This is a genomic window from Listeria sp. ILCC792, assembly GCF_900186135.1.
GTDB classification, from domain to species: Bacteria; Bacillota; Bacilli; order Lactobacillales; family Listeriaceae; genus Listeria; species Listeria goaensis.
The window spans coordinates 104,480-128,108 of record NZ_FYBO01000003.1; the positions used below are offsets into that span (position 1 = coordinate 104,480).

30 protein-coding genes are annotated in these 23,629 nt (G+C 41.3%); 1 reads left to right on the plus strand and 29 read right to left on the minus strand.

All coding sequences use genetic code 11. From position 1 onward, the window contains the following. Nucleotides 1–3: 3 nt before the first annotated feature. The 3 genes from CFS60_RS05230 to CFS60_RS05240 all read right to left on the minus strand — a co-directional run bounded on the left by CFS60_RS05230 (nt 4) and on the right by CFS60_RS05240 (nt 3,151). On the minus strand, nt 4–1,605 hold the full coding sequence (locus CFS60_RS05230; RefSeq protein WP_179946599.1) for a copper resistance CopC/CopD family protein: 1,602 nt from the start codon (nt 1,603–1,605) through the stop codon (nt 4–6). A gap of 121 nt (nt 1,606–1,726) precedes the next feature. Beyond that, nucleotides 1,727–2,557, minus strand: coding sequence for a YgcG family protein (locus CFS60_RS05235; protein ID WP_088809543.1), 831 nt, complete (start codon nt 2,555–2,557; stop codon nt 1,727–1,729). A gap of 27 nt (nt 2,558–2,584) precedes the next feature. After that, nucleotides 2,585–3,151 carry a LemA family protein gene (locus tag CFS60_RS05240; RefSeq protein ID WP_088809542.1) on the minus strand — a complete coding sequence of 189 codons (567 nt, stop codon included), beginning with the start codon at nt 3,149–3,151 and terminating at the stop codon, nt 2,585–2,587. Nucleotides 3,152–3,280: 129 nt separating this feature from the next. Between CFS60_RS05240 and CFS60_RS13825 the strand changes: the two genes are divergently transcribed. Beyond that, entirely contained in the window at nt 3,281–3,439 is a 159-nt protein-coding gene (locus tag CFS60_RS13825) for a hypothetical protein (protein ID WP_159457901.1), read from the plus strand. Between the two features lie 39 nt (nt 3,440–3,478). Here CFS60_RS13825 and CFS60_RS05245 read toward each other — a convergent pair whose 3' ends face one another. The 26 genes from CFS60_RS05245 to CFS60_RS05360 form a co-directional block, all read right to left on the minus strand. Further along, a complete protein-coding gene (locus CFS60_RS05245; RefSeq protein ID WP_088809541.1) occupies nt 3,479–3,874 on the minus strand; it encodes a hypothetical protein in 396 nt (131 codons plus the stop codon). Nucleotides 3,875–3,984: 110 nt separating this feature from the next. Beyond that, complete coding sequence (locus CFS60_RS05250) at nt 3,985–4,392, minus strand: arsenate reductase ArsC (RefSeq protein ID WP_088809540.1); 408 nt, start codon at nt 4,390–4,392, stop codon at nt 3,985–3,987. Between the two features lie 126 nt (nt 4,393–4,518). Next, nucleotides 4,519–5,097 (minus strand): LysM peptidoglycan-binding domain-containing protein, encoded by a 579-nt coding sequence (locus CFS60_RS05255; RefSeq protein ID WP_088809539.1) that lies wholly within the window; start codon nt 5,095–5,097, stop codon nt 4,519–4,521. A 279-nt stretch (nt 5,098–5,376) separates the two neighbouring features. After that, the gene (locus tag CFS60_RS14025; protein ID WP_255387548.1) at nt 5,377–5,502 is read right to left on the minus strand and encodes a hypothetical protein; all 126 of its coding nucleotides are present in this window, start codon (nt 5,500–5,502) and stop codon (nt 5,377–5,379) included. A 438-nt stretch (nt 5,503–5,940) separates the two neighbouring features. Next, nucleotides 5,941–6,147, minus strand: coding sequence for a hypothetical protein (locus tag CFS60_RS14030; RefSeq protein WP_255387549.1), 207 nt, complete (start codon nt 6,145–6,147; stop codon nt 5,941–5,943). 197 nt (nt 6,148–6,344) lie between these two features. Continuing rightward, nucleotides 6,345–6,680: a hypothetical protein gene (locus CFS60_RS05265; protein ID WP_088838921.1), complete on the minus strand. Its 336-nt coding sequence runs from the start codon at nt 6,678–6,680 to the stop codon at nt 6,345–6,347. Beyond that, a complete protein-coding gene (locus CFS60_RS05270; protein ID WP_088838922.1) occupies nt 6,667–8,160 on the minus strand; it encodes a T7SS effector LXG polymorphic toxin in 1,494 nt (497 codons plus the stop codon). The genes CFS60_RS05265 and CFS60_RS05270 overlap by 14 nt, the downstream gene beginning before the upstream one ends. An 887-nt stretch (nt 8,161–9,047) precedes the next feature. Further along, nucleotides 9,048–9,911: a M15 family metallopeptidase gene (locus CFS60_RS05275; protein ID WP_088838923.1), complete on the minus strand. Its 864-nt coding sequence runs from the start codon at nt 9,909–9,911 to the stop codon at nt 9,048–9,050. Further along, nucleotides 9,911–10,192, minus strand: coding sequence for a phage holin (locus tag CFS60_RS05280; RefSeq protein ID WP_088838924.1), 282 nt, complete (start codon nt 10,190–10,192; stop codon nt 9,911–9,913). The genes CFS60_RS05275 and CFS60_RS05280 overlap by 1 nt, the downstream gene beginning before the upstream one ends. Before the next feature lie 22 nt (nt 10,193–10,214). Then, nucleotides 10,215–10,592, minus strand: a complete 378-nt coding sequence (locus CFS60_RS05285; protein ID WP_088838925.1) for a hypothetical protein — start codon at nt 10,590–10,592, stop codon at nt 10,215–10,217. A gap of 18 nt (nt 10,593–10,610) precedes the next feature. Next, nucleotides 10,611–10,742, minus strand: a complete 132-nt coding sequence (locus CFS60_RS14035; RefSeq protein WP_255387550.1) for a hypothetical protein — start codon at nt 10,740–10,742, stop codon at nt 10,611–10,613. A gap of 53 nt (nt 10,743–10,795) precedes the next feature. After that, complete coding sequence (locus tag CFS60_RS05290; RefSeq protein WP_088838926.1) at nt 10,796–10,939, minus strand: XkdX family protein; 144 nt, start codon at nt 10,937–10,939, stop codon at nt 10,796–10,798. Continuing rightward, nucleotides 10,926–11,294, minus strand: a complete 369-nt coding sequence (locus CFS60_RS05295) for a hypothetical protein (RefSeq protein ID WP_088838927.1) — start codon at nt 11,292–11,294, stop codon at nt 10,926–10,928. The genes CFS60_RS05290 and CFS60_RS05295 overlap by 14 nt, the downstream gene beginning before the upstream one ends. 16 nt (nt 11,295–11,310) lie before the next feature. Beyond that, nucleotides 11,311–13,014, minus strand: a complete 1,704-nt coding sequence (locus tag CFS60_RS05300) for an SGNH/GDSL hydrolase family protein (RefSeq protein WP_088838928.1) — start codon at nt 13,012–13,014, stop codon at nt 11,311–11,313. After that, nucleotides 13,014–13,280, minus strand: a complete 267-nt coding sequence (locus tag CFS60_RS13910; RefSeq protein ID WP_088838929.1) for a CCA-adding enzyme — start codon at nt 13,278–13,280, stop codon at nt 13,014–13,016. Before CFS60_RS13910 ends, CFS60_RS05300 begins: the two co-directional genes overlap by 1 nt. Beyond that, nucleotides 13,277–14,389, minus strand: a complete 1,113-nt coding sequence (locus tag CFS60_RS05310) for a prophage endopeptidase tail family protein (RefSeq protein ID WP_088838930.1) — start codon at nt 14,387–14,389, stop codon at nt 13,277–13,279. Before CFS60_RS05310 ends, CFS60_RS13910 begins: the two co-directional genes overlap by 4 nt. A 5-nt stretch (nt 14,390–14,394) precedes the next feature. After that, nucleotides 14,395–15,237 (minus strand): phage tail domain-containing protein, encoded by an 843-nt coding sequence (locus tag CFS60_RS05315; protein WP_088838931.1) that lies wholly within the window; start codon nt 15,235–15,237, stop codon nt 14,395–14,397. Beyond that, the gene (locus CFS60_RS05320) at nt 15,234–19,613 is read right to left on the minus strand and encodes a phage tail tape measure protein (RefSeq protein ID WP_088838932.1); all 4,380 of its coding nucleotides are present in this window, start codon (nt 19,611–19,613) and stop codon (nt 15,234–15,236) included. The genes CFS60_RS05315 and CFS60_RS05320 overlap by 4 nt, the downstream gene beginning before the upstream one ends. A 188-nt stretch (nt 19,614–19,801) precedes the next feature. Continuing rightward, the gene (gene gpG, locus CFS60_RS05325) at nt 19,802–20,113 is read right to left on the minus strand and encodes a phage tail assembly chaperone G (protein WP_088838933.1); all 312 of its coding nucleotides are present in this window, start codon (nt 20,111–20,113) and stop codon (nt 19,802–19,804) included. A gap of 54 nt (nt 20,114–20,167) precedes the next feature. After that, nucleotides 20,168–20,728 (minus strand): major tail protein, encoded by a 561-nt coding sequence (locus tag CFS60_RS05330; protein WP_088838934.1) that lies wholly within the window; start codon nt 20,726–20,728, stop codon nt 20,168–20,170. Next, entirely contained in the window at nt 20,725–21,120 is a 396-nt protein-coding gene (locus CFS60_RS05335; RefSeq protein ID WP_088838935.1) for a DUF3168 domain-containing protein, read from the minus strand. The genes CFS60_RS05330 and CFS60_RS05335 overlap by 4 nt, the downstream gene beginning before the upstream one ends. Next, nucleotides 21,114–21,518, minus strand: coding sequence for a hypothetical protein (locus tag CFS60_RS05340; RefSeq protein WP_088838936.1), 405 nt, complete (start codon nt 21,516–21,518; stop codon nt 21,114–21,116). Before CFS60_RS05340 ends, CFS60_RS05335 begins: the two co-directional genes overlap by 7 nt. Further along, the gene (locus CFS60_RS05345) at nt 21,515–21,880 is read right to left on the minus strand and encodes a phage head-tail adapter protein (protein WP_088838937.1); all 366 of its coding nucleotides are present in this window, start codon (nt 21,878–21,880) and stop codon (nt 21,515–21,517) included. The genes CFS60_RS05340 and CFS60_RS05345 overlap by 4 nt, the downstream gene beginning before the upstream one ends. Next, the gene (locus CFS60_RS05350) at nt 21,867–22,181 is read right to left on the minus strand and encodes a hypothetical protein (RefSeq protein WP_088838938.1); all 315 of its coding nucleotides are present in this window, start codon (nt 22,179–22,181) and stop codon (nt 21,867–21,869) included. The genes CFS60_RS05345 and CFS60_RS05350 overlap by 14 nt, the downstream gene beginning before the upstream one ends. 9 nt (nt 22,182–22,190) lie before the next feature. Then, a complete protein-coding gene (locus CFS60_RS05355) occupies nt 22,191–22,406 on the minus strand; it encodes a hypothetical protein (RefSeq protein ID WP_088838939.1) in 216 nt (71 codons plus the stop codon). A gap of 25 nt (nt 22,407–22,431) precedes the next feature. Further along, nucleotides 22,432–23,619: a phage major capsid protein gene (locus tag CFS60_RS05360; protein ID WP_088838940.1), complete on the minus strand. Its 1,188-nt coding sequence runs from the start codon at nt 23,617–23,619 to the stop codon at nt 22,432–22,434. Nucleotides 23,620–23,629: the final 10 nt, after the last annotated feature.

Sequence of the window (23,629 nt, forward strand, 5' to 3'; positions counted from 1 at the left end):
CGCTTACTCCTTTATTTGCACAGTAAATGTTTGTTCTATCGTCTCAAAATTTTCCGTTAAACCGCGCACCGTAATTTCCCATTTTCCAATTTGATTTAAGTATAAACCGCTTGCGACATAATCGCCGCTTTCCGCGAGCTCGCCCTGAAACTCATGCGCACGGCCGCCCGCATGCTTAGCGCTAAATGTTACTTGTTGAAACGCTTCAAGCACAGCCCCTTCTTTGGTTAAAAAACGAGCTATAAATGTGTTATCTCCGACTTTGGCCGGCGTAATTTGCAGCCGAATTTTTGCTCGATCATTTTTGTCCGCCATCACCTCACTGAAAGGTTTGCTTGGCGCAGGGGGCGGTGTTTTCGTGTCAGATAAAATACTCGCGGCGCTTAAAATAAGCAAGCCCAGTAGCATTTCAATGAGAATCGTTTTAACCGGAATTTGTTTTTGCGTATTCTTCAAATAGAAGTAGTGGCCTAAACCGATTAGCGCCATTAAAATGACGAGGCCGATTTTGATGAGTAGCGTGATGCCATACGCGGTTTGGACAAGGTTTTTCATTTGCCCGATATTCATGACGGACATGAGAATGCCCGATAAAATGAGCAGACCAAACGCAGCCATCGCGTAAATCGCAAATCGGTTCCACATTGCTTTGGCTTCTTGTTTTGGGACAACGAAAAGCAAGGTAATAATGCCGCCTACCCAAAGGCTCGCCGAAATGAGATGCAAGAAGTCAGCGGTTGTCGCAACAATTCGGTCCGCCTGCGCCTGGCTGTGCCCACTAAGTGCTTTGGTCATAAAGATGGCAAGCAAAGTTAGGGCAGCAAGAAGCGGCATTAAAATCCGGCTTTTTCCTTTAAACAAAAAGAAAAACAAACTAGCGAGTATGAGCCACAAAATGAATTGCGTAAGCCAAAGTTTCCCAGTGCTCGTGCCGAAAAATGTGCGTATGAGTTCGGGCGTCAGGGCGGCGCCAAATGTCATGGTTTTGACTTGAACCGGTAGGAAAAGCGCCACCACGCTGCCCATCATCCCCATTCCAATAGCTGTCAGGATTTTTGCCCGTTTCAGCATTTGCCGCGAAAATGCTTCTTTCTGCGGGAAAAGAACGAATAAAACGAACAACACACCGAAAACAATACTAAAGCTTATATAAAGAAAGTCTTTTAAAATGGTGTTCGTTATTTCTGAGTTTGGCGTTTCAGCAATCGTTTTCGGGAGTTCTTTGTCCGTCTTACCGACTTTAAAAGAAATAACACCTGAAATTGGATGACCGTCCGCCGAAACGACACGCCATTCTGCCGCGTACACGTCTGGTTTTTCTTCTCCGTCCACATGCACCGAAACAACATGATCATTCTCCGCAGACACAAGCGTTTTTCCTGTCGAAATTCGCTCCCCTTTCGAGTTGGTCACTGTAATTAGCGGAAAATCAGATTTGATCGTTTCATTATATGTAAGAACAATTTCTGCCGGCATTTTAGCTACACTGCTACCATCTGCCGGTGTTGAATTTTGTAAATAGGCATGGGCATCTACGTGAGTTGCCGGAAAAAGGATAAGTAAGAAAAAAATCAGGAACCCTTGCCAAAATCGATTAACAGCCATTTCTTCCTCCCTTTTCATAATCACTTTCCATTTTACGATACCTGAATTCTTTTTCTATTTAAAGCAATATGCATTCAAAAAAGCCACAGTATATAATACCGTGACTTTCATAAATAACCGTTTAGAAGCCTCTCCCAGCTCCGCCACCGCCAGAACTTCCGCCGCCACCAAAGCCGCCGAAACCTCCACCAGAGCCGCCTGAGCGTCCGCCTCCAAAACCGCCGCCGATAAATGGACCGCCACCACGCCCCCGTCCGCTATCAAACGGACCTCGTGAACCGCCGCGCGGGCCTCTGCCATTTATCATCGAAATAATAATAAATGTAACAACTACAAGAATAATGATGCCAATAACGCCCGGACTAAGCTTACCTGAAGCGCCTTTCTCTCCATTCGTTTTTGCCAGTTGCATCTCGTTAGTGTAGTTCTTAAAAATCGTTTCGTCTTTATAGTTATATTCTTGATTTACTTTTAAAGCCACTTCCGAAAAAATATTGCGCAACCCCGTGTTATAATCATCCGCCTTTAAGTAAGTCAGGTTATTGTCTAAAATTTCACCCGCCGTACCGTCCGTAATTGCGCCCTCAAGCCCGTAGCCGACTTCAATTTTAATTTCCCGCTCACCAGTTGAGAGCAAAATCAAAACGCCATTGTCGAGAGAATCACTACCAATTTTCCACTTATTAAAAAGTTGATGCGCGTATTCTTCTTTGGTTAAACCATCAAATGAATCCACCGTTGCCACCACAATTTGTGGCTTTTCCATCTGATTTTGATACGCATAGTTCACCGACATTATCATATTTTTCGTCGTTTCATCTAAAATATTCGCGCTATCCGTAACATAAAATTGCTCGGTTGGTTCAGGAAGTTTGACTGCCTGTGCATGATTGGGCAGAAATACAACAGCCAGAAATAAAATAAAAAATGTAAAAAAGGTTAGCCGTTTCAAAACGCGTCATCTCCCTTTCCTCTATAGTTAGTCGAAATTCACTTCCGGCGCTTTATCCGCCCCTTCTACAGCTTTAAAATACGGTTTCGTTTCAAAGCCTAGCATGCCAGAAACAAAGCTTGTTGGCGCGCTTGTCACTTTCGTATTGTAGGAACGGACGACATCATTATATTTATCTCGTTCAACTGAAATTCGATTTTCCGTTCCAGCTAACTCGTCCATTAAACGCGTCACATTCTCGCTTGATTTTAGTTCTGGGTAGTTTTCTACGGTTGCAATTAGGCGTGTGACAGCTTGGTCCATTTGGTTAGCCGCATTCATTTCTTCACTTTGCGTACTAGCTTTAGACACAGCGGTTCTTGCTTCGGCAATTTGACCGAAAACTTCTTTTTCCTGCTTCATGCTGCCTTGCACTGAATTTACTAAGTTGGGAATTAAATCATAGCGGCGTTGCAACTTACTTTCTACGTTTGCCCACTGCGCAGAAACTTCATTTTCTTTTTTATTTAAAGAATTATATGTAGCAATAAAGGGCACGCCTAAAACAATCAAAGCAATCGCTATCCCAATAATTACTTTCCAAGTATTTTTCATTCGTTTTCTCCTTTTAAATAAGATATTTTCATTATATCAATAACGCTGTATTTTTTCATACTTCCCTCGCATGATTTTTTGTAAAACACATTTATTCTGTGCTACACTAAGGTGAAGCGAGGTGATTAGATGCAGGAAGCACTCATTTTAACGAGTATTATCGTCCTCGGACTCATTGCACTTGTATTTGAATATCATTACACAGTGAAACGAGCCATTCGTTATATGAAAAAAAATAATCTTACCAAACAAGCGATTAAGGATAAAATAGAAATTTATGAGGATTGAAAACCCGTGCTGACACGCAGCACGGGCTCTTTTCATAATTTAAAATGAATCAAATTGATTTTTCTCACTAGAAAGTTTTGCTAGCGACATAATTCCTGAAATAAGGAATAAAACGCCCGTTACAAAACCATAACTAAAGAAACTGATTCCGCCAATCACAATTAAAACGATTGACCAGCCTTTTACACTAACACCATTTTTCAATTTAAAGGCAGCGATAAAACCAAACACGCAAGCTGCAATAGCAAGCAAGAGGCTAAGTGCAATAAATCCAATACCAAATGACATATCAATAAAATCATCACGTGTCACTACTGGATCAACCGATGCTGCAAATAGCATTATAATGCTAAACCCTCCCATAATAAAGACGCCTAGAGCTGCTAAACTGGCACCAATAATACTCATGATAAATTCTGCTTTTCTATTAATCATAATTGCCCTACTTTCTGTTTATTCTAAAGTACATTATACCTGAAAATAAAACATAATTAAATAGCGGATTACAATAAAAGAAGAACAGGCCTAGGTGAGCCTGCTATTTTTTATTTATCAAACTCTCCACCAAGTATTCTTGTTCGTAATTCTGAAACTTTCTTTTGTATCAAGTCCCTTGTTTCTCTAAACTTATCAATTGAGCTTCCACTTGGATCAACTAAGCCCCAATCTTCCTGATAACGGCTCGGCAAATTAGGGCAAGAAACGCCACACCCCATTGTAATCACTATATCTATTTCGCCAGGAATATCCGCCAATAATTTAGGATATTGCTCGGCTATATCTACTCCTGCTTCCCCCATAACCTCGACTGCTAACGGTTTTACTTCTGGATAGTTCTCCGTTCCTGCTGAATATATCTCTGCTATATCATTTAATAATACTTTCCCCCAGCCTTCAGCCATCTGAGAGCGACATGAATTATGAATACAAATAAAGGCAATTTTCCGCATAATAATCCTCCAAACATTTCTCCGTGTTTATTGTATAGTATTAAAGCAAAAAAAGATAGAGGCAACAGAGTGCCTCTATCTTTCATACTAGCCAAACATAGTCATTCAAAGATTATAAAATCCTTCGTTTTAATACCAACCAGTTTGTAAGTGGTGTGCTTTCGCATTACTCCAAGAACCATAGCGGCTCTTCACATAGTTTTCAGCTACACGTTCTTGATTGGCAGCAGAATAGTCACCATTTAAGTACGAGTTCGTTAATTGGTAACGACCAATATATTTACCTGTTGCACTTACTGCACCGTAGTTACCACCAGATTCTTTTTGTGCAATCCATTCTTTCGCTTGTTGCTCTGTGGAACTTCCAGTTGATGCGCTCGCGCTTTGACGAGGTTGCGTTTGTTTTTGCGCTGGTTGTTGTTGTGTCGGTTGCTTGCTTTGTGCAGCTGGTGCAGGTGCAGCAGTAGCTACGCCATTTCCACCTTCTCCAACTTCAAGCGCTTGACCTATATAAATAAGATTAATATTCGAAATGTTGTTATCCTTGGCAATTTGATCGACAGTCGTATTGTTATTCTTGGCGATTTCGGATAGAGTGTCTCCCTTTGCTACATTGATTTGTTTAGCGTCTACGAATTGACCTCCAGCGATAATTACTGCTCCAATCACAAAAGATGATACGGCAATTCCTAATGCATTTTTTTTCATTCCTTAAAAACAACTCCTTAATTTTTCTACGGGATTCATCATAACATAGCAACATTTCAAAACAACTACTGTTCCATTTCATTTTGTTTCAAAACAAAGTCACAGGCACCAAACGTCAATAGGAAAATTTTACCAATTAAAATCTAACTTCCTGCTATACAGCCCTTCTTCTAAGTTTGAATTTTCAGACGTTTAGTGACATATCCCTTCATTAAAATTTATTTTTTTACTGAATTTATTAGTGAAATTGCTTGATTTCATTAAAAAACACGGATAAACTTATTCATTTTCTACCTGTATCGACAACCCTATATCCAAAATTTGTTCTATTTCTTCTATAATAAGAAGCCCACCTTTTTTGATAACTTCATCATTTAAAACAACAATTGGTAAATTTTCAGCCATGAATAAAGGCTCCTCACGAAAAAAGTTCCACCTTTTCTCCTATTAACTTAAAATAAATGTTTTGAAATTCTTCACACACACCAAACTTTGGAATATTTCTAGTTCCATATCGTAATTTTCCTTATTACTTCCACAAAAATATTCTAGTTTTATCATTTCTATCCAATAAAAAAAGCACCCTTTTGAAAGGGTGCTTCCTTTAAATTAACGAATTTCTTTAATACGAGCCGCTTTACCGCGTAAGTTACGCAAGTGAAATTTACATTCTAGGGTGTGTCAACAATATATCAAAACGCTGTCATATCAATGGTTTAAGTATACTTATTCACTCAATTATATATCAACAATATTTCACCATTTTATGTTTTTTTGCCCCTTTTTTGCCCCATAAAACTCGCCAACGGAAAAAGAATGGGATTTTTATAGTGCAACAAATGATTAATCCAACCAGCCTTTTCTTTGTAAAAACTTATCTGGGATTCGGGACTCTAAATCTTCTTGAAGCTCTTTACAAAAAACGGTTAAATCTGCTTTATCATACCATTTTTGGCTATTTTCAAGTCCTATACCTAGCTCTCCATTAATAATGGCACAGCCAAAACTCCCACGGTCAAAATTTAAGGCTATATAAAAATAATTATACATTTCAAACTCCATATGAAACATAGTTTACGGAGTATCTGTTTGTCCCGAAATCATAAAATCATCTATTTTATCCCCAAAGTAATTCTTTAGCTTAGCCTTTAACTCATTTTTAATACTTTCATATCCTTCACTTTTTGGCAATCCAAACATCTCCTTCTTTTGTTAATTCATCATAACTATGAAACATCGTATTTAGATTATTTATCTTTTAAGAGATTATTTAGCACCTCAAAATTATGTTTCAGATTACTTTCTTTGTAGCTTTGCAAACCCCTATAAATTTTTTGGTCAGTCATTTTACTTAGAATTACATAATCATTAGAATTCTCATTTTTCACGCTAATTCCTAAGGTAGAACGTTCATATTCCATTTTCACTTTGAATTTACCGTATAATTTCATTTCCAAAAAGAATATGCCAAATGGAGTATTGTCTGGTATTTCTACCTCTATTTCAGAAGCTTCTTCTCCCCAGTATTCTGAAATTAAACTTTTTAACTTCTTACTTTCTGCCATCATCTCATTTTTGTACATACCAATACCCATCCTTAAATATTAGATTTTTATCCGTCACCTTTAACCTGTCTTTTATATACTCCCACTCGTCCACTATAAAACCTTTATCATAATCAAGTGGGTTATGCGAAAATTTAATTGATTTATTTGAAACTATAGCCTTTTCTAGTGCAGGAACATTAAAATATTCAAACATCTCAATATCAGACAACGTATATTTCTTTTGTACTACTCCCCATTTTTGTCCTAAATCAAAATACATCGAGTCATTACCAGCTTTGGCAATATAAGAATCTGGACCAGCTTTCCCCCAGTTAGCCACACCATTTTCTATGGTTGGTGTATATTTCCCAAGTGTCATGGAGTCTGTTTTGACATTATGTAAGGAAGCTTTTGCAATTTTAGCATGCTCATTAATAGGGATTTTGCCACCCACCATATCCACTTTTATATCTTTGTACCGAATCGCTGCCGTACTAAGTCCCAAGCCAAGCACCACATCTGTTAAGCCTGATTCATCAAATTTCCCTTTCCATTCCTGCACATACGCAGATGCTTGTAAAACTTTTCCCGTTCCCCCAGAGTAAACTTTCCCGTCCATATAATAGGTGCCCTTTTTCCACGCTTTTGTTATCTTTTTATTGAGGTCTTCTAATGTGATTATAGTATATTTATCCGCATCTTGATAGGGGCCTGTCTGTTCCATGTATGTTTGTAACTTAGGGTTTTGTACCCGTACCCCGTTCTTTTCTAAAATCCACATCACCGCATCTTTTCCCATATTGTCTTTGTAAACAACCGCAAACACGTGGTAATCTTCTAACGCTTCATTTAGTTTCGAATCCATGCCACGTGCTTGATCTAACGACTTCCGCAAGCTTTCCATGGCAGGGGCAAAAGTTTCTGCTACCTTATATGTTCCCGTCTGTTCATGAAAGCGCACCTGATTTTGTAGCGCATCCACGGCACGTTGCACGGCGCGTACAAGCTCACTAAACGGGGCGAAAAAATTCGTATGGCTTTGTTCAAATTGCAAGTACTTTTCGAGAATCTTTTCTTGTTCCACTGCTTCGACAAACTCAAGACGTAATGTCTGGGCTCTTCCTTCATAAAGTCCTGCTGTTGAACTGGATAACGATTGCCGTAACGCTTCTTGTTTCTTTCGAATACTTGCCACTTTTTCTGCCACTTGTCCGAGTATTTCTGCATCAATTCGGGCATCTGGGGAAGCATCCACCTGATGATGAAAGTCTTGAATATACTGCGCCAAGAGTTCCTCACTGGTGTCAAATGCTTGTAAAATAGTATCAATCAAAGCTGGGTAACTGCTTTCAAAATAAGACTTAGACGCCTCAACCGCCTTTCCCGATAAGCGTGTATCTTCTATATAAACTTGGACACTTTGTTTTACATCCAGTAGCCACGTTCGCGCATTCGCATTCGTTTGTTTTAATGTTGTGAGAAAATGACGTACCTCTGCCATATCAATTCGACTCATTCCATCTCCCTCCTCGCATTTAGTATACCATTTAGGAAGGTGTATAGATGTGTCTATTTTTTGAACAAAAAAAGACCACTCCTAAAAAGAGAGGTCAACTAAATTTATTCATAAAAAGTTTTGCGGAGTAGTATTTTTTACCCGATATCTTCCAAGCTAAACAAATATCAGCCTAAGAAAAAGAAAGCCAATCAAGGGAAGTGAGTCATTCCTTTATCTCTACTAAAAAAGCAATCGTACTAGACGAGGCAGGAGATGTGTGCCTAACACCAGGAGGAGCTAGACACACTTATTCGAATCTAAAAATGGCTTTAAAAAGATTCAAGCATTCTTTACACTGAATTTTTATTCTTAGCCTTAGAAATATACACCAACTTTTACATTTCATAATACATAGATTAAAACACTTACGAAGAGATAGAAAATGGAGCTCTACATGTATTTACATTTCATAATACATGTAGAGCTCCGGTTTAACGACAGGAAAACAATACACCGTAACATTTACATTTCATAATACATAGATTAAAACGCGACCGAACTGTTTAACTGGCTAAAGGCGCCTGCATTTACATTTCACAATACATAGATGGTGGGAAGCTGGTGAAAAAGCCACAAATTTAGCGCCTGCATTTACATTTCACAATACATAGAGGTGCCCTCGCGAGCCTTACTCCTATCTTAACTCAAAAAGACTTTTCTGTCGACCCCAAGATTTTCTCGATTTTTTTAAAGTTTTTTTAACCTTTAAATGAGTCCAAATGATGCTAATCCTCTCCGCTGCAACGTTTATCTAAAATCTGTCGACCTGCCAGAGTTTTCACCCTATCGCTGGTCGACAGATAATAATTTTGCCGCTTTTACGGTATAGTGTAGGAGTAGGATTATTATTTCAGTGTATACGGTGCTGCATAATACCAGCCACCATTAGGATACCACAATTCTAAATAACCTTTTCCGTGGTCGTACCAAGATAGCCCCTGCCCTACATGATACCATTTAATTTTTCCGCCTCGTAATTTCGTATTATTCCAGATTGGAATGATTAATTGATTTTTCGGCTTCACTTGTACTGGAATACGTCCTTTTTTATCCTTCTTCCCAGTCACTTTTACGAAACTTTTATAAACATATACCAGCTTGTTATTAATATATGTTTTATACCAATAGGCGGAGTGCTCATATACCTTGAATTTCGTCCCAGCCTTATACATTCGATACGGTTTTGCTTTAAAGTCTGTTTTGGGTAGAATCGGAATCCCGTTGACGATATGGCCGGAATGCCTGTTTGGATTCACTGCCACTTCGAAATTCCTATCTGCTGGCATCTTCTCTCCGCCTGCAGCGTCATATAATTCAAAATGCGGCTTATCCACAAAACCTTTCCAGTCTCCACCCCATTTGAAACCTTCTGCTTTCATAGCATGAATAACAGAGCTAGGCGGATTCCATGCAGCCACGCTTTTGCCGTTGCTCGAATAAATAAACAAGTCTACCGCACAGCCAAAGTTATGGTTAGACTGGCCTCCTTTTGCATTCGTTACGACTGCTCCTTTTTTCGTTCGTCCTTGCGCATACAACGCATTTTGCTCTGCAATGCTTCGATACCCTTGCGCAATGCCAACGTAAATTCCTTGCGCATGCATTTTCTTAATCACGTTCCTTGTTTTGGAAGCCGTATCAAGCCGCATGCCTTTTTTATTGAGACGTTTATTCGCATTTTTGATGAGCCATTCTAAAGATACGGACATTATTCATCTTCCTTTCTTGGTTTTTCATATTTTAAAGCTTGCGTGCTGTCGCCTATACCCTTTGTCGTTGGGTCAATATATGTTGCGAATAACGCAGATAGAACCGCAACAATAGCCGCTGGGCTTTTAATAAATGTCATAAAAGACTTCCCTAGCTCTTGCCAACTGTTTAAATCCGAAGCTTGAAACCCTCCCGTGCTCCAAATAATCGTCAAGACGGGTATTGCTGCTACAATCCACGTTGTCACACTTTTAAAGCGAATTTTCCAATTGATTTTCATTTTTTAAACACTCCTTAACATTTTATAATCCGTGCAAAAACCGAGTGACAAAATAAGTTATAGCGACCGCCCCCGCAACGCTAAATCCCCAAACAATAATGCGGTAAGACATTTTATACTTATCTATTTTTAACTCGTGAATTTGTTTTTCGTGGTCTTTTATTTCTTTCAAGACCTCTCCTAGACCGTTGCGGACGGCGTTTTCCATCATTAGCGAAAGGGTGTCTTCGTTTAATACGCGGTTATGTTTGACTTCTTCAAACTCTTCTTGCAATCTACTAACAACCGCATTCGCTTGTTGGACATCCTCTTTTAAAGCCTCCACATATTTCTCGTTACTTTGGATACGTCTATTTAAAGTAAGATATTCCGCGTTAGAAATTTTCACTTCTTGTTCCATTTTCACCACCCCAAAAAACTACTTGATATTTTTTGTTAGCGTCTCATACACAGCGACAAATAACCGTCTTGCTTTATCCGCATTTTTATCACTAACACCATTTATAATGACTGTAATTTCTAAGTCGCCGTTTTTAAAACTTGTTTGCAACTCAAACCCTCCTTTCACTTTAAGTCTGGTCTAAATTGCAAAATACCAAGAGATTATTCGGGATATACCTCGCCCGTAATCTCTTGGTATTCTTCTTTCGTTATAGCGCCGAATCCTACGAATTTGACCACGTCTTCGTTGCCATATAAACCCCAGTCGTAGAAAATTTTAATATCATTTACTTTAGGATAATTCATTCCGTTCCACTCCTTCCACGGTTTTCAACCGCTCGTCTAGCTCCGCCTGCGATAAAGCGGACTGCGCATTCATTTGTTGCAGTTGTTCCACGACTTGGCTCTGTTCTGCTAGCTGCATCATTAAAGCCGCGTTTTGTTGCTTCATCAAATCAAAATCGCTCGGCCTCTCTGCCTCTTGAATGACTTTCGCTTGTTTTTCTTTGTCCAAAATGGCAACTCCGCCCACGACTTGAACGGCATCAATATTGCTAATCAGCGCTTCCTCTGTTTCAACTTGTTGAAAACCATCTTGGCGCGAAAGACTCCATTCTGTTACATAGCCACCGTCCGTGACTTTTACATATGCTTGCACCATTTTACTCGCTCCTTTTTTATACGTAGTCAATTTTAGTTATCACCCATCCGCTGTTGGGTGCTTGCGAATTTGCGGCTGTACCCGTTAAGGTTCCTGTCGTGCCATTCAACGAAAAAATAATTTCTTTTTTTTCACCGTCAGGTGAAGACGGCATTGGGGACCAGCAAATTTCACCTAAGTTCCGCTCTATGAGCGATTTAGAAACAAAAAATTCATGATGCCCGTACGTCAGGGCACCCGTTCCGGGCGTATAGCGAACTACTTCAATCCATAGCCCGTCCATCATTTTGGAATGGTCCCACGAGTAGCTCTGACCATCAAATAAGTAAATCCCTGTTGACGTGAGAATATTTTTCCTTTGATAAAAAGAGTCTGTATAGCCTTTCGCATTGGACTCCGCTAGATTCGCTTTATTTTGCGACCCTTGAGGGGTCTCCTTCGCATTCCAAGCTGTCCGCTCGCTCGCTAAAATATGCCGCGTAGTATCCGCTACATGCGTATCGAGCTGCAATTTAACAGGTGTTACGTCATCACGGACAGACATTTCCGTTTCCAAGAAGCGGACAATGAGCGCGCTGTATTTAGCATAACCGTCATTATTTGGGTGTAACCCGTCGCGCGTGTACAAATCGAAGGTATACTTACCTAATCCCGATTCACGGAATAAATCTAACGCGGGAGCGCCGTAATAGCCTCCCAGTGTGATAATACCATCGGAAATAAATTCGTGTTTTTCCATATCCCTTGTTTTGTTTTGAAGAGGTGTCATCAAGTAAATATTCACACTTGGGAAGTTTGAGCGAATATATTCCAATATAGCGCGTAAAGCTCCCAGAGACGTTGTCGTATCCCACGTTTCATCAGAAATCCCTCCCGCGTCTCCTAGTTGAACATTAAAGCCTACATCGTTTGTGCCGCAAGCGATGATTACGGCGTCAACGCCCGTCAAATCATATTCTTCCATGACGATTTTTTTATACAAGTAAAGCTCTTCTGCGCCTACTTTCGTGTTTTTCGCGAGCGTCATATTCCCAATACCTTCATTAACGACCTCTGCGCCCGCTTCACGAAGATAGGTCTGGTATCCTCGGAACAATACACCGTTAATCGTCTGCCCGTCCTGCCAAGTTATGCTATCGCCAAACGTAATTAGTTTTAGTCCGTTCAGCGAACTTGGTTTTTTAAGCCACGGGATCGAAACCTTAAACTCCGAATAGATTTGTTTATCTGCCGACAAAGTCAACATGTATTTATTGAGTGTGGTTGTGGTAACAACCGCTCTGAAATATTCCGCTTTTTCTGGAACAGGGCAGGTATACCAATTTGGCGATGCTGAGGTGATAAAACGTGCATAACCCACATATTTAAAATTAGCATCGTAGAAACAACCAGCTGTATTAAAGGCATAGTTACAGCCTAATACGCTAGCGCCTTTTACACGTATATATTCACTGATATTTGCCCCAACGGCCGTGACGACCTCCCCCGTGAGATTAGTGATTGAGACATCTTGAGTTATCGTAGCAGGATTGAAATAGTTGGAAACGATGGCGCCTTCCAAGTCTTCCGGTCTTATCGGGAGATTTTTACTCACAACCTCAGCAGGGCTTAAAATATCGTCTACGCCGATAGCCTTTTCTAGTCTGTCCCAGTTTTCATTTATTTTCATGCGCCATGATGCGCCTTGTATAGCATTATCTTGTCTGTTTAATTTTTCCATTATACTGTTCCTCCTTCCTCTACTTTTTCAGTTGAGAGCAAACCTTCATCGTCTACGATGAGTTTAAATAATAAGCCTGATGGCGAAGTTAATATATAGGACAGTTCTGGATTTACAGCTAAAGAGTCCAATTTCTGTTTATCTACTGCACTCATCAATCCGTTAGCGTCTGCTGTCGCCTCGTTCAGTCCGTCAATTGCCTGTTTATGTGTTTTTGCATAAAATTGCTCTCCGGCTTTATTTTTCAAAAAAATAATTTTTGTCACGTTACTTCACCTACCACATCGCCGCTTAAAGCGGTATTTGCAATCCCTGTCACTTGTTTAACTTCGTAACGGGTGCTTTCAAGACGCGTATTCATGTTGTTATAGCGTTTATGTGCTTGACGCTGAATATCAACCATATCCGCTAATTTATTGTCAAAGCCGACATCTGGTGGCTTGTTCGTATACGGGTGGTACCCCGTATACCGTTCTAAACTCAGCATACTTTCGTAGCCCATCGTTTCGTGGATAAAAAAAAGCTGTTCATTTTCGCTAATCTCCTCATCACCTGTATACGTTATTTCTAAAGAAGTCTCGGGTACGTCAAGTATTTTAGTCTTGAGATATTCCATAAGCGGCTGCGCATAATAAAAACGGTCGTCCGTTACAGGTTCGGCTTTACGCCGTCCATATTTATTTGCATTTGGCGATAAATAAACCGCTTCTGCAACCGTTCCATTTTCTTTCGTTGCGCCAAAACCTTTAATATACGTCTTTAGATTGTACGTATTTGAGTACAATTTCACGTTGTCGGTATTAAACTGATAACGCAAATCTTTACCCTTATATTCGTCCCACTCCTCTTTTGAATAAATCACTAGATGCTTGTTATTTGCGAAAAAAATACCTCCGAATTTTTCGGCGGCAGTTTGCACAAATTCTAATAATGATTGTTGCCCGACTCCCGAAAAAGAGACAGTTGGAAAATCCCCCCTCGTCTCAATCGTATAGCCCAGCTCTTGCCCTGTATTGCCAAATGCCAAATATTGTGAAATCGTATAGACTCGTTCGGGCTCCACTTTGTCATAATTGACGTGGTCTGCACAGCCAAATGAGATATGCTGCGCAGCAATTTCTTTAAATTGAACGTCACCCTGCTGCTGAGGATTACACTCTTTGATTGTGTAAGTCTCCCCTTTCCAAATCAAAAAGGCTTCTTCTGAAAGCCCTTTGTAAACGCCGCTGTTGCGATTCGTTAAATAAACCGTAAGATGAATATTTCGTTTGACGTTTTTTTCATATTCGTATCGAAATGAGTCAGGGTCAAAATCGATAAGATGTTCTTCAATCGTACCCGAATAATTTCTATATAAAATATCTCCTTTTTCCACTCTCGTCACCCCCGGTAATAAAACGGGAAGTCAAATGAAATTTTTGTGTTTGTTGCATTAATGACTTGTACCCGATTCCAACCACGTTCTAGCGTGATAAGCCCGTGGTTTGTATCAATGCCGCATCTAGCATCATTCAAATACGGATAGACTCCATCGATTAATAAAACATCTGATTTTGCAACAGGCTTTTTAAGCTCGAATAACGTCCCGTTGGTTCTGTTGTAAATGCGGACATATTGACCTGGTACACTGTCGCACGTCAAAGCGATAGAAAGCGGGTGAAATCGCGGATTAATTCGCATATCAGACGGATTATAGATGTTAAAAATTGGCTCGTTTTCAAAGGTGTATTGCAAGTCCTCGCCCTCTGGCAGATTTAGTCCCACGCCCCATGCCTCTTCGTTGTATTCGAACGGTACAGTTGAAGTTGCTAGAGATTCAGAAAAGCCTTTAAACACATAAAAATTCAAAGTGAAACGCGCTGCATCTTTTCGAAATCTGTCAGGCTCCTCAATTCTACATTCGTCTACGCAATATCGCCTTGCAGGTAACTTTTCATGCTGCACATAATACGTTGATTGTCCGCACAATAGGGATTTTAACTCCGCTATTAGTAAATGGTAGTCGTAGTTGTCATAAGCTTCTAATAGACAATCTACTTCCAAATTAAACGGCTCGTAGCTCGGCGTGTACGTGACTGCGCCATCGGAACCCGTATGCGTTATGCGAGGAATTGAGGCGGCTGGCATGGTTGATCGTACGCCTAAAACTCGAATCGGAAAACGTTCGGTTAAATCGGTTTGGGTGTCACCTTGAATGATTCGAACCCAGTTTTTTTTACTCACGTTTGGCTTCCTCCTCTCAGTCGATATTCTCGTGCTTGTTGACGACTTACGCTATTTGCTAACGCTCGTTCATCGATTTTTAATTCTTTGCTAACTAATTTTTGTAGAAGTTCGATCATAACGCTTTGTTGCTGATTAGATTGCATGAGTTGTTCTATCAACTCTTGATTACTTTGAGTGTCTCCTTGCGTGTTTGGCGCTTGTCTAAGCGCGGCTAAAACAGTTTGTATGGTTCGCATCACCGCCGAATTAGAGAAAATAGGAGAGACGAGCTGTTTCCTTGTCCCTTCTGCGAAACGCGGGACGCCTTTTAGCATTTTACTTGTTAAATCGCCACGGAGTACAGACGACCCGCGCGGTAGATTCGGCAAGTACACGTTCCGCCCTTCCGGGATAAAACTGCGTCCGTTCGGCATCGTGATGAGTTCGCGGTAATGCGCGCCCGGTGCATCATTGACCACCACAGGACCGCCTCGGTGGAAGTCGGTACCTCGCGCTTTGAAGGGCGCTAAACCCGGCGTGTTCATGACACTACTAATCGTTAGCTTTTTGCCGTGTGGACGAAAACCAGTCCACGCGTTATCGATTTCGTTAATTTTCCCTTTCACCCCATTTAGTGATGAGGTTTCAAGTAGTAGACTCTTCTTGTACGGGGTGAAATTACGGTTGTAGTCTGAAATTGTCTTTTTACCACTAGACATTTTTTTCAATAAATCTAAGTTATTCCCAAATAGATATTTTAAATTTATGCGTTCGCCGTTGTAATTCAGTATGACGTCTTTACCATTTTTTATTTTATTAACTAAATCGCTATTGTTAGATAGTAACTTTTTAAGTTCTACCTTTTTACCGTTATAGTCAACAATGAATGATTTTCCCTCATTCAGCTTCTTCGTTATGTCCGAGTTGTCAGCCAGTAGATCTTTAATTGCTACGGGGAGCTGATTCCATTGCCCCATCTCCATAAGTGCGGTTTTAAGACCTATCCCTGTTTTAGCGTTTGCAATAAGTGATTTCTGTTGTGGAGTCAACTTATCCCATTGTCCCATGTCTTTAAGGGCTGTTTCGGCACTTAGGGCGCCGGGATAACTAACGACCATTTTCTTTTCGGAATACGTCATACTTTCCCATTTTCCGTTCTGGATAAGCGCGGTTGCGATAGTTGCTTTAGCGTCTGTAGTCAACTTCGCTTCTTTCATGATGAATTTAAGATTTTTCCAGCCTGCCTCGGATTGACTCGCTTCGTTGATGACTTCCGGTAGATTTGTTCTTACCCTTCCTGTTTTTTCATCAAGTACAATGTTAGACCACGCAATATCTGCTTTACTCGCTCCGTCACCTATTAACGTACTAGCATCGCTTACTTTCCCTGCTGACTCTTGAACCTGACGGGTAAACTCCTCGTAGTCCAGCCCCATGTCCTCTAGACCTTTTTTTATGTTAGCTTCGGCGTCTTTAGTGTTTGTCCCTAGATTTTTGTATATCTGTCTTTGAGTTTCAACCCATGCAGACGCGCTTGCGAACGATTCCGTATTGCGCTCGCGGTCCATCTGGCGTAAGGCTTCGTTATATTTACTCTTAGTATATCTCCCGGCCTTGTAAGAAGCTTTCAGGTCTTTTTCTTGTTTGTCATATTTCTTTTGAAATTCTAAAGTTGACTTCGCAAAATAGTCGTTTTGTTCGGTTAATGTTTTTTGGCTTAATGACTTCACGTCTCCGTTTAGAGCGTTGAGCAGTTGTTTTTTCTTTTTACCACTAATGTTCAGACTTTCGATTTCCTCTTCTTGCATAGCCTTATAAATGCTATTCACCGTCTTGCTTTCTTCCGAGGTCAAGTTTCTGTGGTTAGAAGCCGCATTTTTATAAATACTTTCAACTTCTTTGACTTGTGCAGCTACGTCAGCCTTTCGTTTTCCAGCTTCCTTCTTCTGATTGTCATACTCGCCTTTTAGAATGCCTTGTACTGATGCCGAATAATTATTATATGACTTTGAAAAATCGTTAAAAGACTCGTCTGTGTTTGACTTTATTTCCTTCGCCATATTTTTAAAAGCGGTAACAACTTTTGTAGAGTCGTCCGTTGCACCTTTTGCAAACAAATCTAGCGAAGTTGTAGCTTCGGTTTGAAAGTTTTGGAATTTCGTTAAGGATTTATCAGCTTCCGCACCCACGTCAGTTCCCCAACGCTTCGTGCGTTCGGCGGACTCATAAGCTTTCTCACCCCAGATTTTCCAAGCGGCATAGCCTCCCGCTAAAACAGCACCTACACCGAGAATTCCAACGCCAAGCGGTGATAAAGCTAAACCGAATAACGAAGCGCCTTCCGTCGCGGCGCCCATTCCGGCTGTCGCCAGCTTTGCTCCAGATGAAACTGCTGTCATGCCTGTTTTGACGTTCCTAGACTGCAACATGATATTCCCTAAACCTGTTGTGAGTTTGGAGCCTACGCCAATCAACGCACCCGCGCTTTTCGTTACTGCGCCTAGTCCCATAGCTACTGGCCCCGCCGCCGCTGCGAGCAGGGTCCATTTCACGATATTTTTTTGCGTTTGGTCGTCTAATTCGGAAAATTTCTGTATAAGTTCAGTACCTTCTTCGACCAACGGAGTAATTGCGGGGAGTACTTTGTCCCCAAACTCAATCGCTAAAACGTGTAAAGATTCCTTAAATTTTGCGATTTTTCGTGCGGGCGTATCTCCCATACTTTTCGCTAATTCTTTTGTATAGCCTGTAGCATTTTTGGTATCCTCCGTGAGCCCTCGGAGGGCTTCCCCGCCTTGGTTGACTAGCACGTTCATGCCTGTTTGAGCTTCTGTACCGAAAGCTAGCGCAATAGCAGAAGCACGTTGTGCACCCGTCCAGCCTTTTGTATTGTTCTTAATTTTGTCGAGAAGTGTCGGCAAGTCTAGGGTGCCATCTCGGAACGCTTTTGAAGAAATACCAAGCTTATGAAAACCTTCTATGTTTTGTTTCGAAGGTTTTAATAAACGAGTTAAAGCTCCGCGGAGTGCAGTACCTGCTTTTTCGCCTTCGATGCCGTTGTTTGACATTAAGCCGATCGCGGCAGAGGTCTGTTCTAGTGAGATTTCTGCGCTATGCGCGACTGGCCCCACGTATTCCATCGCAAGACCCATGTCCGCAAAACCTGCCGCGGTTTTATTCGCGACAAAGGTTAAGCTGTCTGTAACCCGTTGCGTGTTCTTCAACGTCCCTTGTGTATCTGCTACTTTTAATCCGAATTGCTCAAGAATCGAAGTGGAATTATTCATCACAATATTAAAGTCTTCCCCAGAGGCTACCGAAGCGTCCATGATGGACGGCATTGCCCCTAGCGTTTGGTTATACGTATAACCCTTTTTGATGACTTCTTCCATACCTTCATTTATAGCTGTTGTGGAAATACCGTACTGTTTCGACCATTTTTTAGAAGCGTCCCCGAGTCCCGATAGTTGTTGTTTCAACTCGATACCCGAGACTGTTCCGTCATCTAACAAAGCCGACATCTTCTGTATTTCAGATGAGAACGTTACCGCGCTTTTCGTTGCAGCGTAAAGCCCTATCCCGAGCGGGACGGAGATAAAAGACATCTTTTTCCCGATGTTAAACGTTTGCGAGCCTAGTGTTTTTAGCTTCTGTGAGGTGAGGTCCATGGAGTTCCGGAACCTGTCAAATTGCGGTGGAATGTTCCCGATTTGCTTCGCGTATGCACGCATGCTATTTTGACTCGATAACATTTCATTGTCTAGCTCTTGAACGCGCGCTTTTTGATTTAAATACGCCTGCGAGGCTTTGCCTTGTGCGCCAGCTAACAGTTCAAGTTTCTGTTGCTCCAAGCCTCGGAGCTGTGTAAGTGTCGCTACTTTTTGACTTAGCCCCGCGTATTGCGCTCTCGCGGCGCCTATTTTATTTCCTACTAGCGATTGAGACTCCGCTAATGCCGCCGATAGTCGTCCCTGCGCTTGCATCTTGCCGTTTAGCTCATTAATATTTAGCTTTTCAATGTCCATCGCGCGTCCCGTTGCTTTCAGCTGCTTCTCAAGAACAGCTTGTTTCGCGACAGAGTTATTAATATCACGTGCTAGATTCTGCGCTTTTACGGATGTTTCACCGTGCACCGCAATTTCGTCTTTATAAGCGCGTGTTAAATTCTCCGTATGTTTCTTATTCAGCTGTAAAGACCTGTCTAAGCCCGCGTATTGCGCACCTAATTTGCCTAGGCGGTTGTCTGCGCGGTCAAATATAGCCATTTGCGCTTTCATTTGCGATTCACTTGCTTTTAAACTTCTCTTCACTGCCGTTAAGGAACTCGTCAATTTAGCCGAGTTTAAATCCATTTCAATAATCATCTTGCCTAGCGGTTTACCTGTTCCGGTCATCTATTTCCCTCCTCCCTGCATCTGCTGAACTAAATCGCCTAAAGGGATCACTTTTTGTTTCTTTTGCTTTTTCGCGAATAAAGAAGACAAGTGATAAAAGTCTACTTCGTCTATATCGCGATAGCTCCATCCACTCTCGATTAGCGCTCGATAAAGACTGTCTATATCTGCTATAGCCTCATCGAAACTTACTGCTTTCCCTCTTCGCCTTCTTCACCGTCTTGGCCGTATACGACCTCGCGGAGCACTGCACCGATTAGAGGCCAGATTTCTTCGTGGCTTAATCCGTCTAAAACGGTATCTTCTGTCACTTTCGGATTATCCATGACCGTAACGATAAAATCGATTCCTCTTTCTAAAATAAGAAGGTCATTTGCTTTTTCTTTTGTCATTTCTGCATTTAATTTCAGCCCGTCTCTAACGTATCGTGCTTTTATATAATCTTGCGTGAAGGTTTCTTTTTTACCCGTTTTGGGGTTTGTTAATAGAATTTTAACCATGTTTTGCTCTCCTTTATCTCAAAATAAAAGCCTCGCTTTTCACGAGGCTTCAAGTTAGGCTGCTGCTGGGATTGCGTAAGCTTTTAATTTAGCTACATTTTCTGCTCCAACGGCCATGCCGTACGAAAGCCCGCTGTCGTTTGCTACACAGTTCATAACGAGTTTTTCTGGTTCTGGCTCAAACGCTTCATTTGTTCTTGTTTTTAGGCCGAACTCGTCTTTCGTGTAACGTCCACGGAAGAAAGCGAACGCAACTGGTTCATTTTGAGCATTAACGCTTTCTAATACTGTCGCTGTGTATGGCGGTTCTGTCTGGTCTCCTACTGCCGTGAAACCAAGAGTAGCGTCTGTCGTCCAGCCCAACACGTCATTTTGCATTTCAAAAGTTAAATCTAAAACAGAAAGTTCGAGTTTAAGTTCCCCAACGCCTTTTTGAGAGATGTAATATCCGACATCCGAACCCCACGCCGTTTTTGATTCTGGCGAAAGTCCTGTAATTTGAGCTTCTGTTGTCGCCCCTTTAGTCGCAAGTCCTTCTACTACATGAGTGTTCTGTACAACACCCGCGACGTCGAACGTAGCCACGGTGGCTCTTTTAAATCCTACTGTAATCATTTAAATTCCTCCTCATATAAAGAAAAAGGCAGACCCGAGTATCGCCTAGAATCAACATATCGCGTTGTTTCCGGGAAATAATCGTCAAGGCCACCTAAATCTTGTGTAATATTTAATCGTTTTAATTCTTCTTTTACTGCTAGCTGAATTTCTTTTGCCGTAAGTCGATTCTGCGACTCGACGTCTATTTGAATACTAACTCTTTCAACCGTACCCGAGTCGCTCCCGAATATATCCTCAATCGGAGGTTCAAGCGGTGAAATAATAAGAAAAGGTTTGGATTTATCTGCCGTTTCTGGATACGTATAGTAATAAATTCGATCTTCACAGTGAGCTTGAATAGTCGAATTTTGAACAAAACGTTGATAAATAACATCTAGAATATCTACCACAGCCCTCGCCTCAATTCTTGTTCCACTGCTCCGTTAAATTCAGTCGTAGAGCTATCGATGGTTTTTTTAATGACCCCGAAGCCGCGCGGCGTGATTCTCTCGCCGTTTTTGGTGTAGCCGTTTTCGTTTAAATGGATAATACGCCATCGAGCTTTTGGTCCGTTCCAGCCTAATTTAATTTGCTTCACGCCGTAGCTGTTACGCGGTGCCGTAATCACAATTTCATTTTTTGATGCGCCCGTATCTGCGAAACTCTCGAAAGCTTTTTCCATTCGCTCTTGCACGACTTGCGCCCCCGTTTTTAAAGCTCGGTTGGAAAGTCGATTCGTTTTCGCCGGCCCTAACTTCTCCGTCATTTGCGCTAGTACGGCGTTAAGCCCTTTGATTTCTACGCTCATGACACCACCACCGCTATAATTTTTATGAAATTATGTTTTTCTAAATCTACGGAAACCGATTTAATTTCATAGTGTTTATTCTTGTAGCGGAAGTCGTCAAGTTCGATGCGGTGTTTTGTTTTGACGATGTAATCAGCGTTTGGGTCACGGATTAAAAGCGTGATAGCCCCTTGAACCTCTACGCTTTCTAGCTGTTTAAAATCTTTTTCGGAGGAGTCGTATACATCTGCAAAGCACTGATATAATATAGATTTTGGCGTTTCTTTCGGTTCGGGTCCCGCACTCCCGTATTCATAGAAGGTAACGGGCACAGATAAGTTTGAGGCGCTTACGCGAGGAGGATTGTATTTAAACGGTTTCATTAGTAGCCTCCTCCTCAAGTTCAATACGTTCTACTTCGAGCTCCAGTGCAAAATCTAGCATTTCGTGACTGAAATTGTGGTCAAAATATTCTAACGCGTCATTTAGTACGTAGCGCGTTCGCTCAAAAACAAGCTCGGCGCCACGTTCTTTTAACGTTAAATCAAAATTGCCACATTTGGAGCAAATAGCTAAATGTGATTTATATAAGGCTTTTCGGATAGTCTCATCCTCCGAGCCGTGCGAAATGCGATTTCTTGCTTTGAACTCGGTTAATAGTGCTTCCGTTATCTCGTTATCCAAGGCTCCCACCTACTTTTTAACGTTTGCTTTAGCACTCGTTTTCGGTTTTACTTCTTCTTTTACTTCTTCTTTTACTTCTTCTTTGACGAGTTCTAAGAACCCATCCCCTAATTTTTTCGTGATGTCGTTAGCGCGAGCGTCTGAGATTTCAATTTCAGAGCCCGGCTCACGTAAACTTTTATCTTCTTTATCCATAAATCTCTTTAGTACTTTATATTTAGTCATGTTTTAAATCCTCCTTGGTTTTTAATTATGCCACTGGTATTGTTGCATCCGCGATATTTAATGTCCAAATCGCCGAGGCTTTAATATCTCTAGCACGTCCATATGCGAATTGTTTCGCTGTGTATAAGTCCAAATCCTCAAGCGCTAAAGTTTGGTCAAATTGTTTCACATTAATCCCTCCGCCGAGGTATGCGTCGTAGCGCCCTGTTACAAACGTTAGAACTTCTCCTTGCGTTTGCGCCTCTGATTCGACGATATCCAAATTGTAAGGCAACGCCGTTACATATGTCCCGTTAGCATTCAGGAACGTGTATTGCGTTTTTACGTCCCACTCGTCAGAAGGATTTACAACAAGTACGACTTTTCCAGCTACTGCAAGTGCTCGTGACTCTTTAATTACGTTTCCCTCTGCGTCTTTCTTTTCTTCTGTTTTAGAATGATATTTAAATACACTAGTCAATTCTTTTACGGTTGTCGTTGAGTCGGCAAAAGTCAGGGTTCCTTCTGCTGTTTTTTTAGGGTATGTCGTAATGCTCCCCGCGGTTGTTCCGTTATTAATATCACGGTCTAACCCGATTGGCTTGTCATTTCCGTCTCCGGTTAAGAAGGCTAGCTCTAAAGCCACCGCAAACGCCTCTTCGATTTGAAGACGGACGAAGCGTTCAATCCAAGCAGGCCCAAAGTCTTTCAAGTCCTTAGGGATAACTACGAAAGCCGTCAGTTTGCTTGAGATACTTTCTTCTTCGTTAAAGGTCGCATCTAATTGCCCTTTAATCTCCCCGAAGATTTTACCCCATACTGCTACGCCTGTGGTTTCAGATGCTAGGAATTTTAGACGTAAGCCCGCATTTTTCAATCCAATTTTAGATAACAGCGGACGTTCTGTTGTCATGTCTTCGAAAATCCGGTCTACTGTCTCCTGCGGTAAAAGAGTGTCATCTTTTGTCCCTACGGTTGTGTTAATTTCGTTATAGAATTTTCGTTGTTCCGCTGTCAGCATCGCGTCTGCGTTTGTAGTCGCGGAATAAAGCTCTGCCTCTTGGCGTGCTGCCTCGCGTGCGTCTGCCATAAGCCCTTCTTGTAGGCTGTCTAACATTTTAGAGTAAGCCTCTCCCTGTGCCTCCTGACTCTCCCCATTTTTAATAGAGTTGATAAACTCCTGTTTAGCTTGATTAAATTGTTCTTGTTTTTCCTTGTTTAATTTTACAGTCATTAGTATTCCT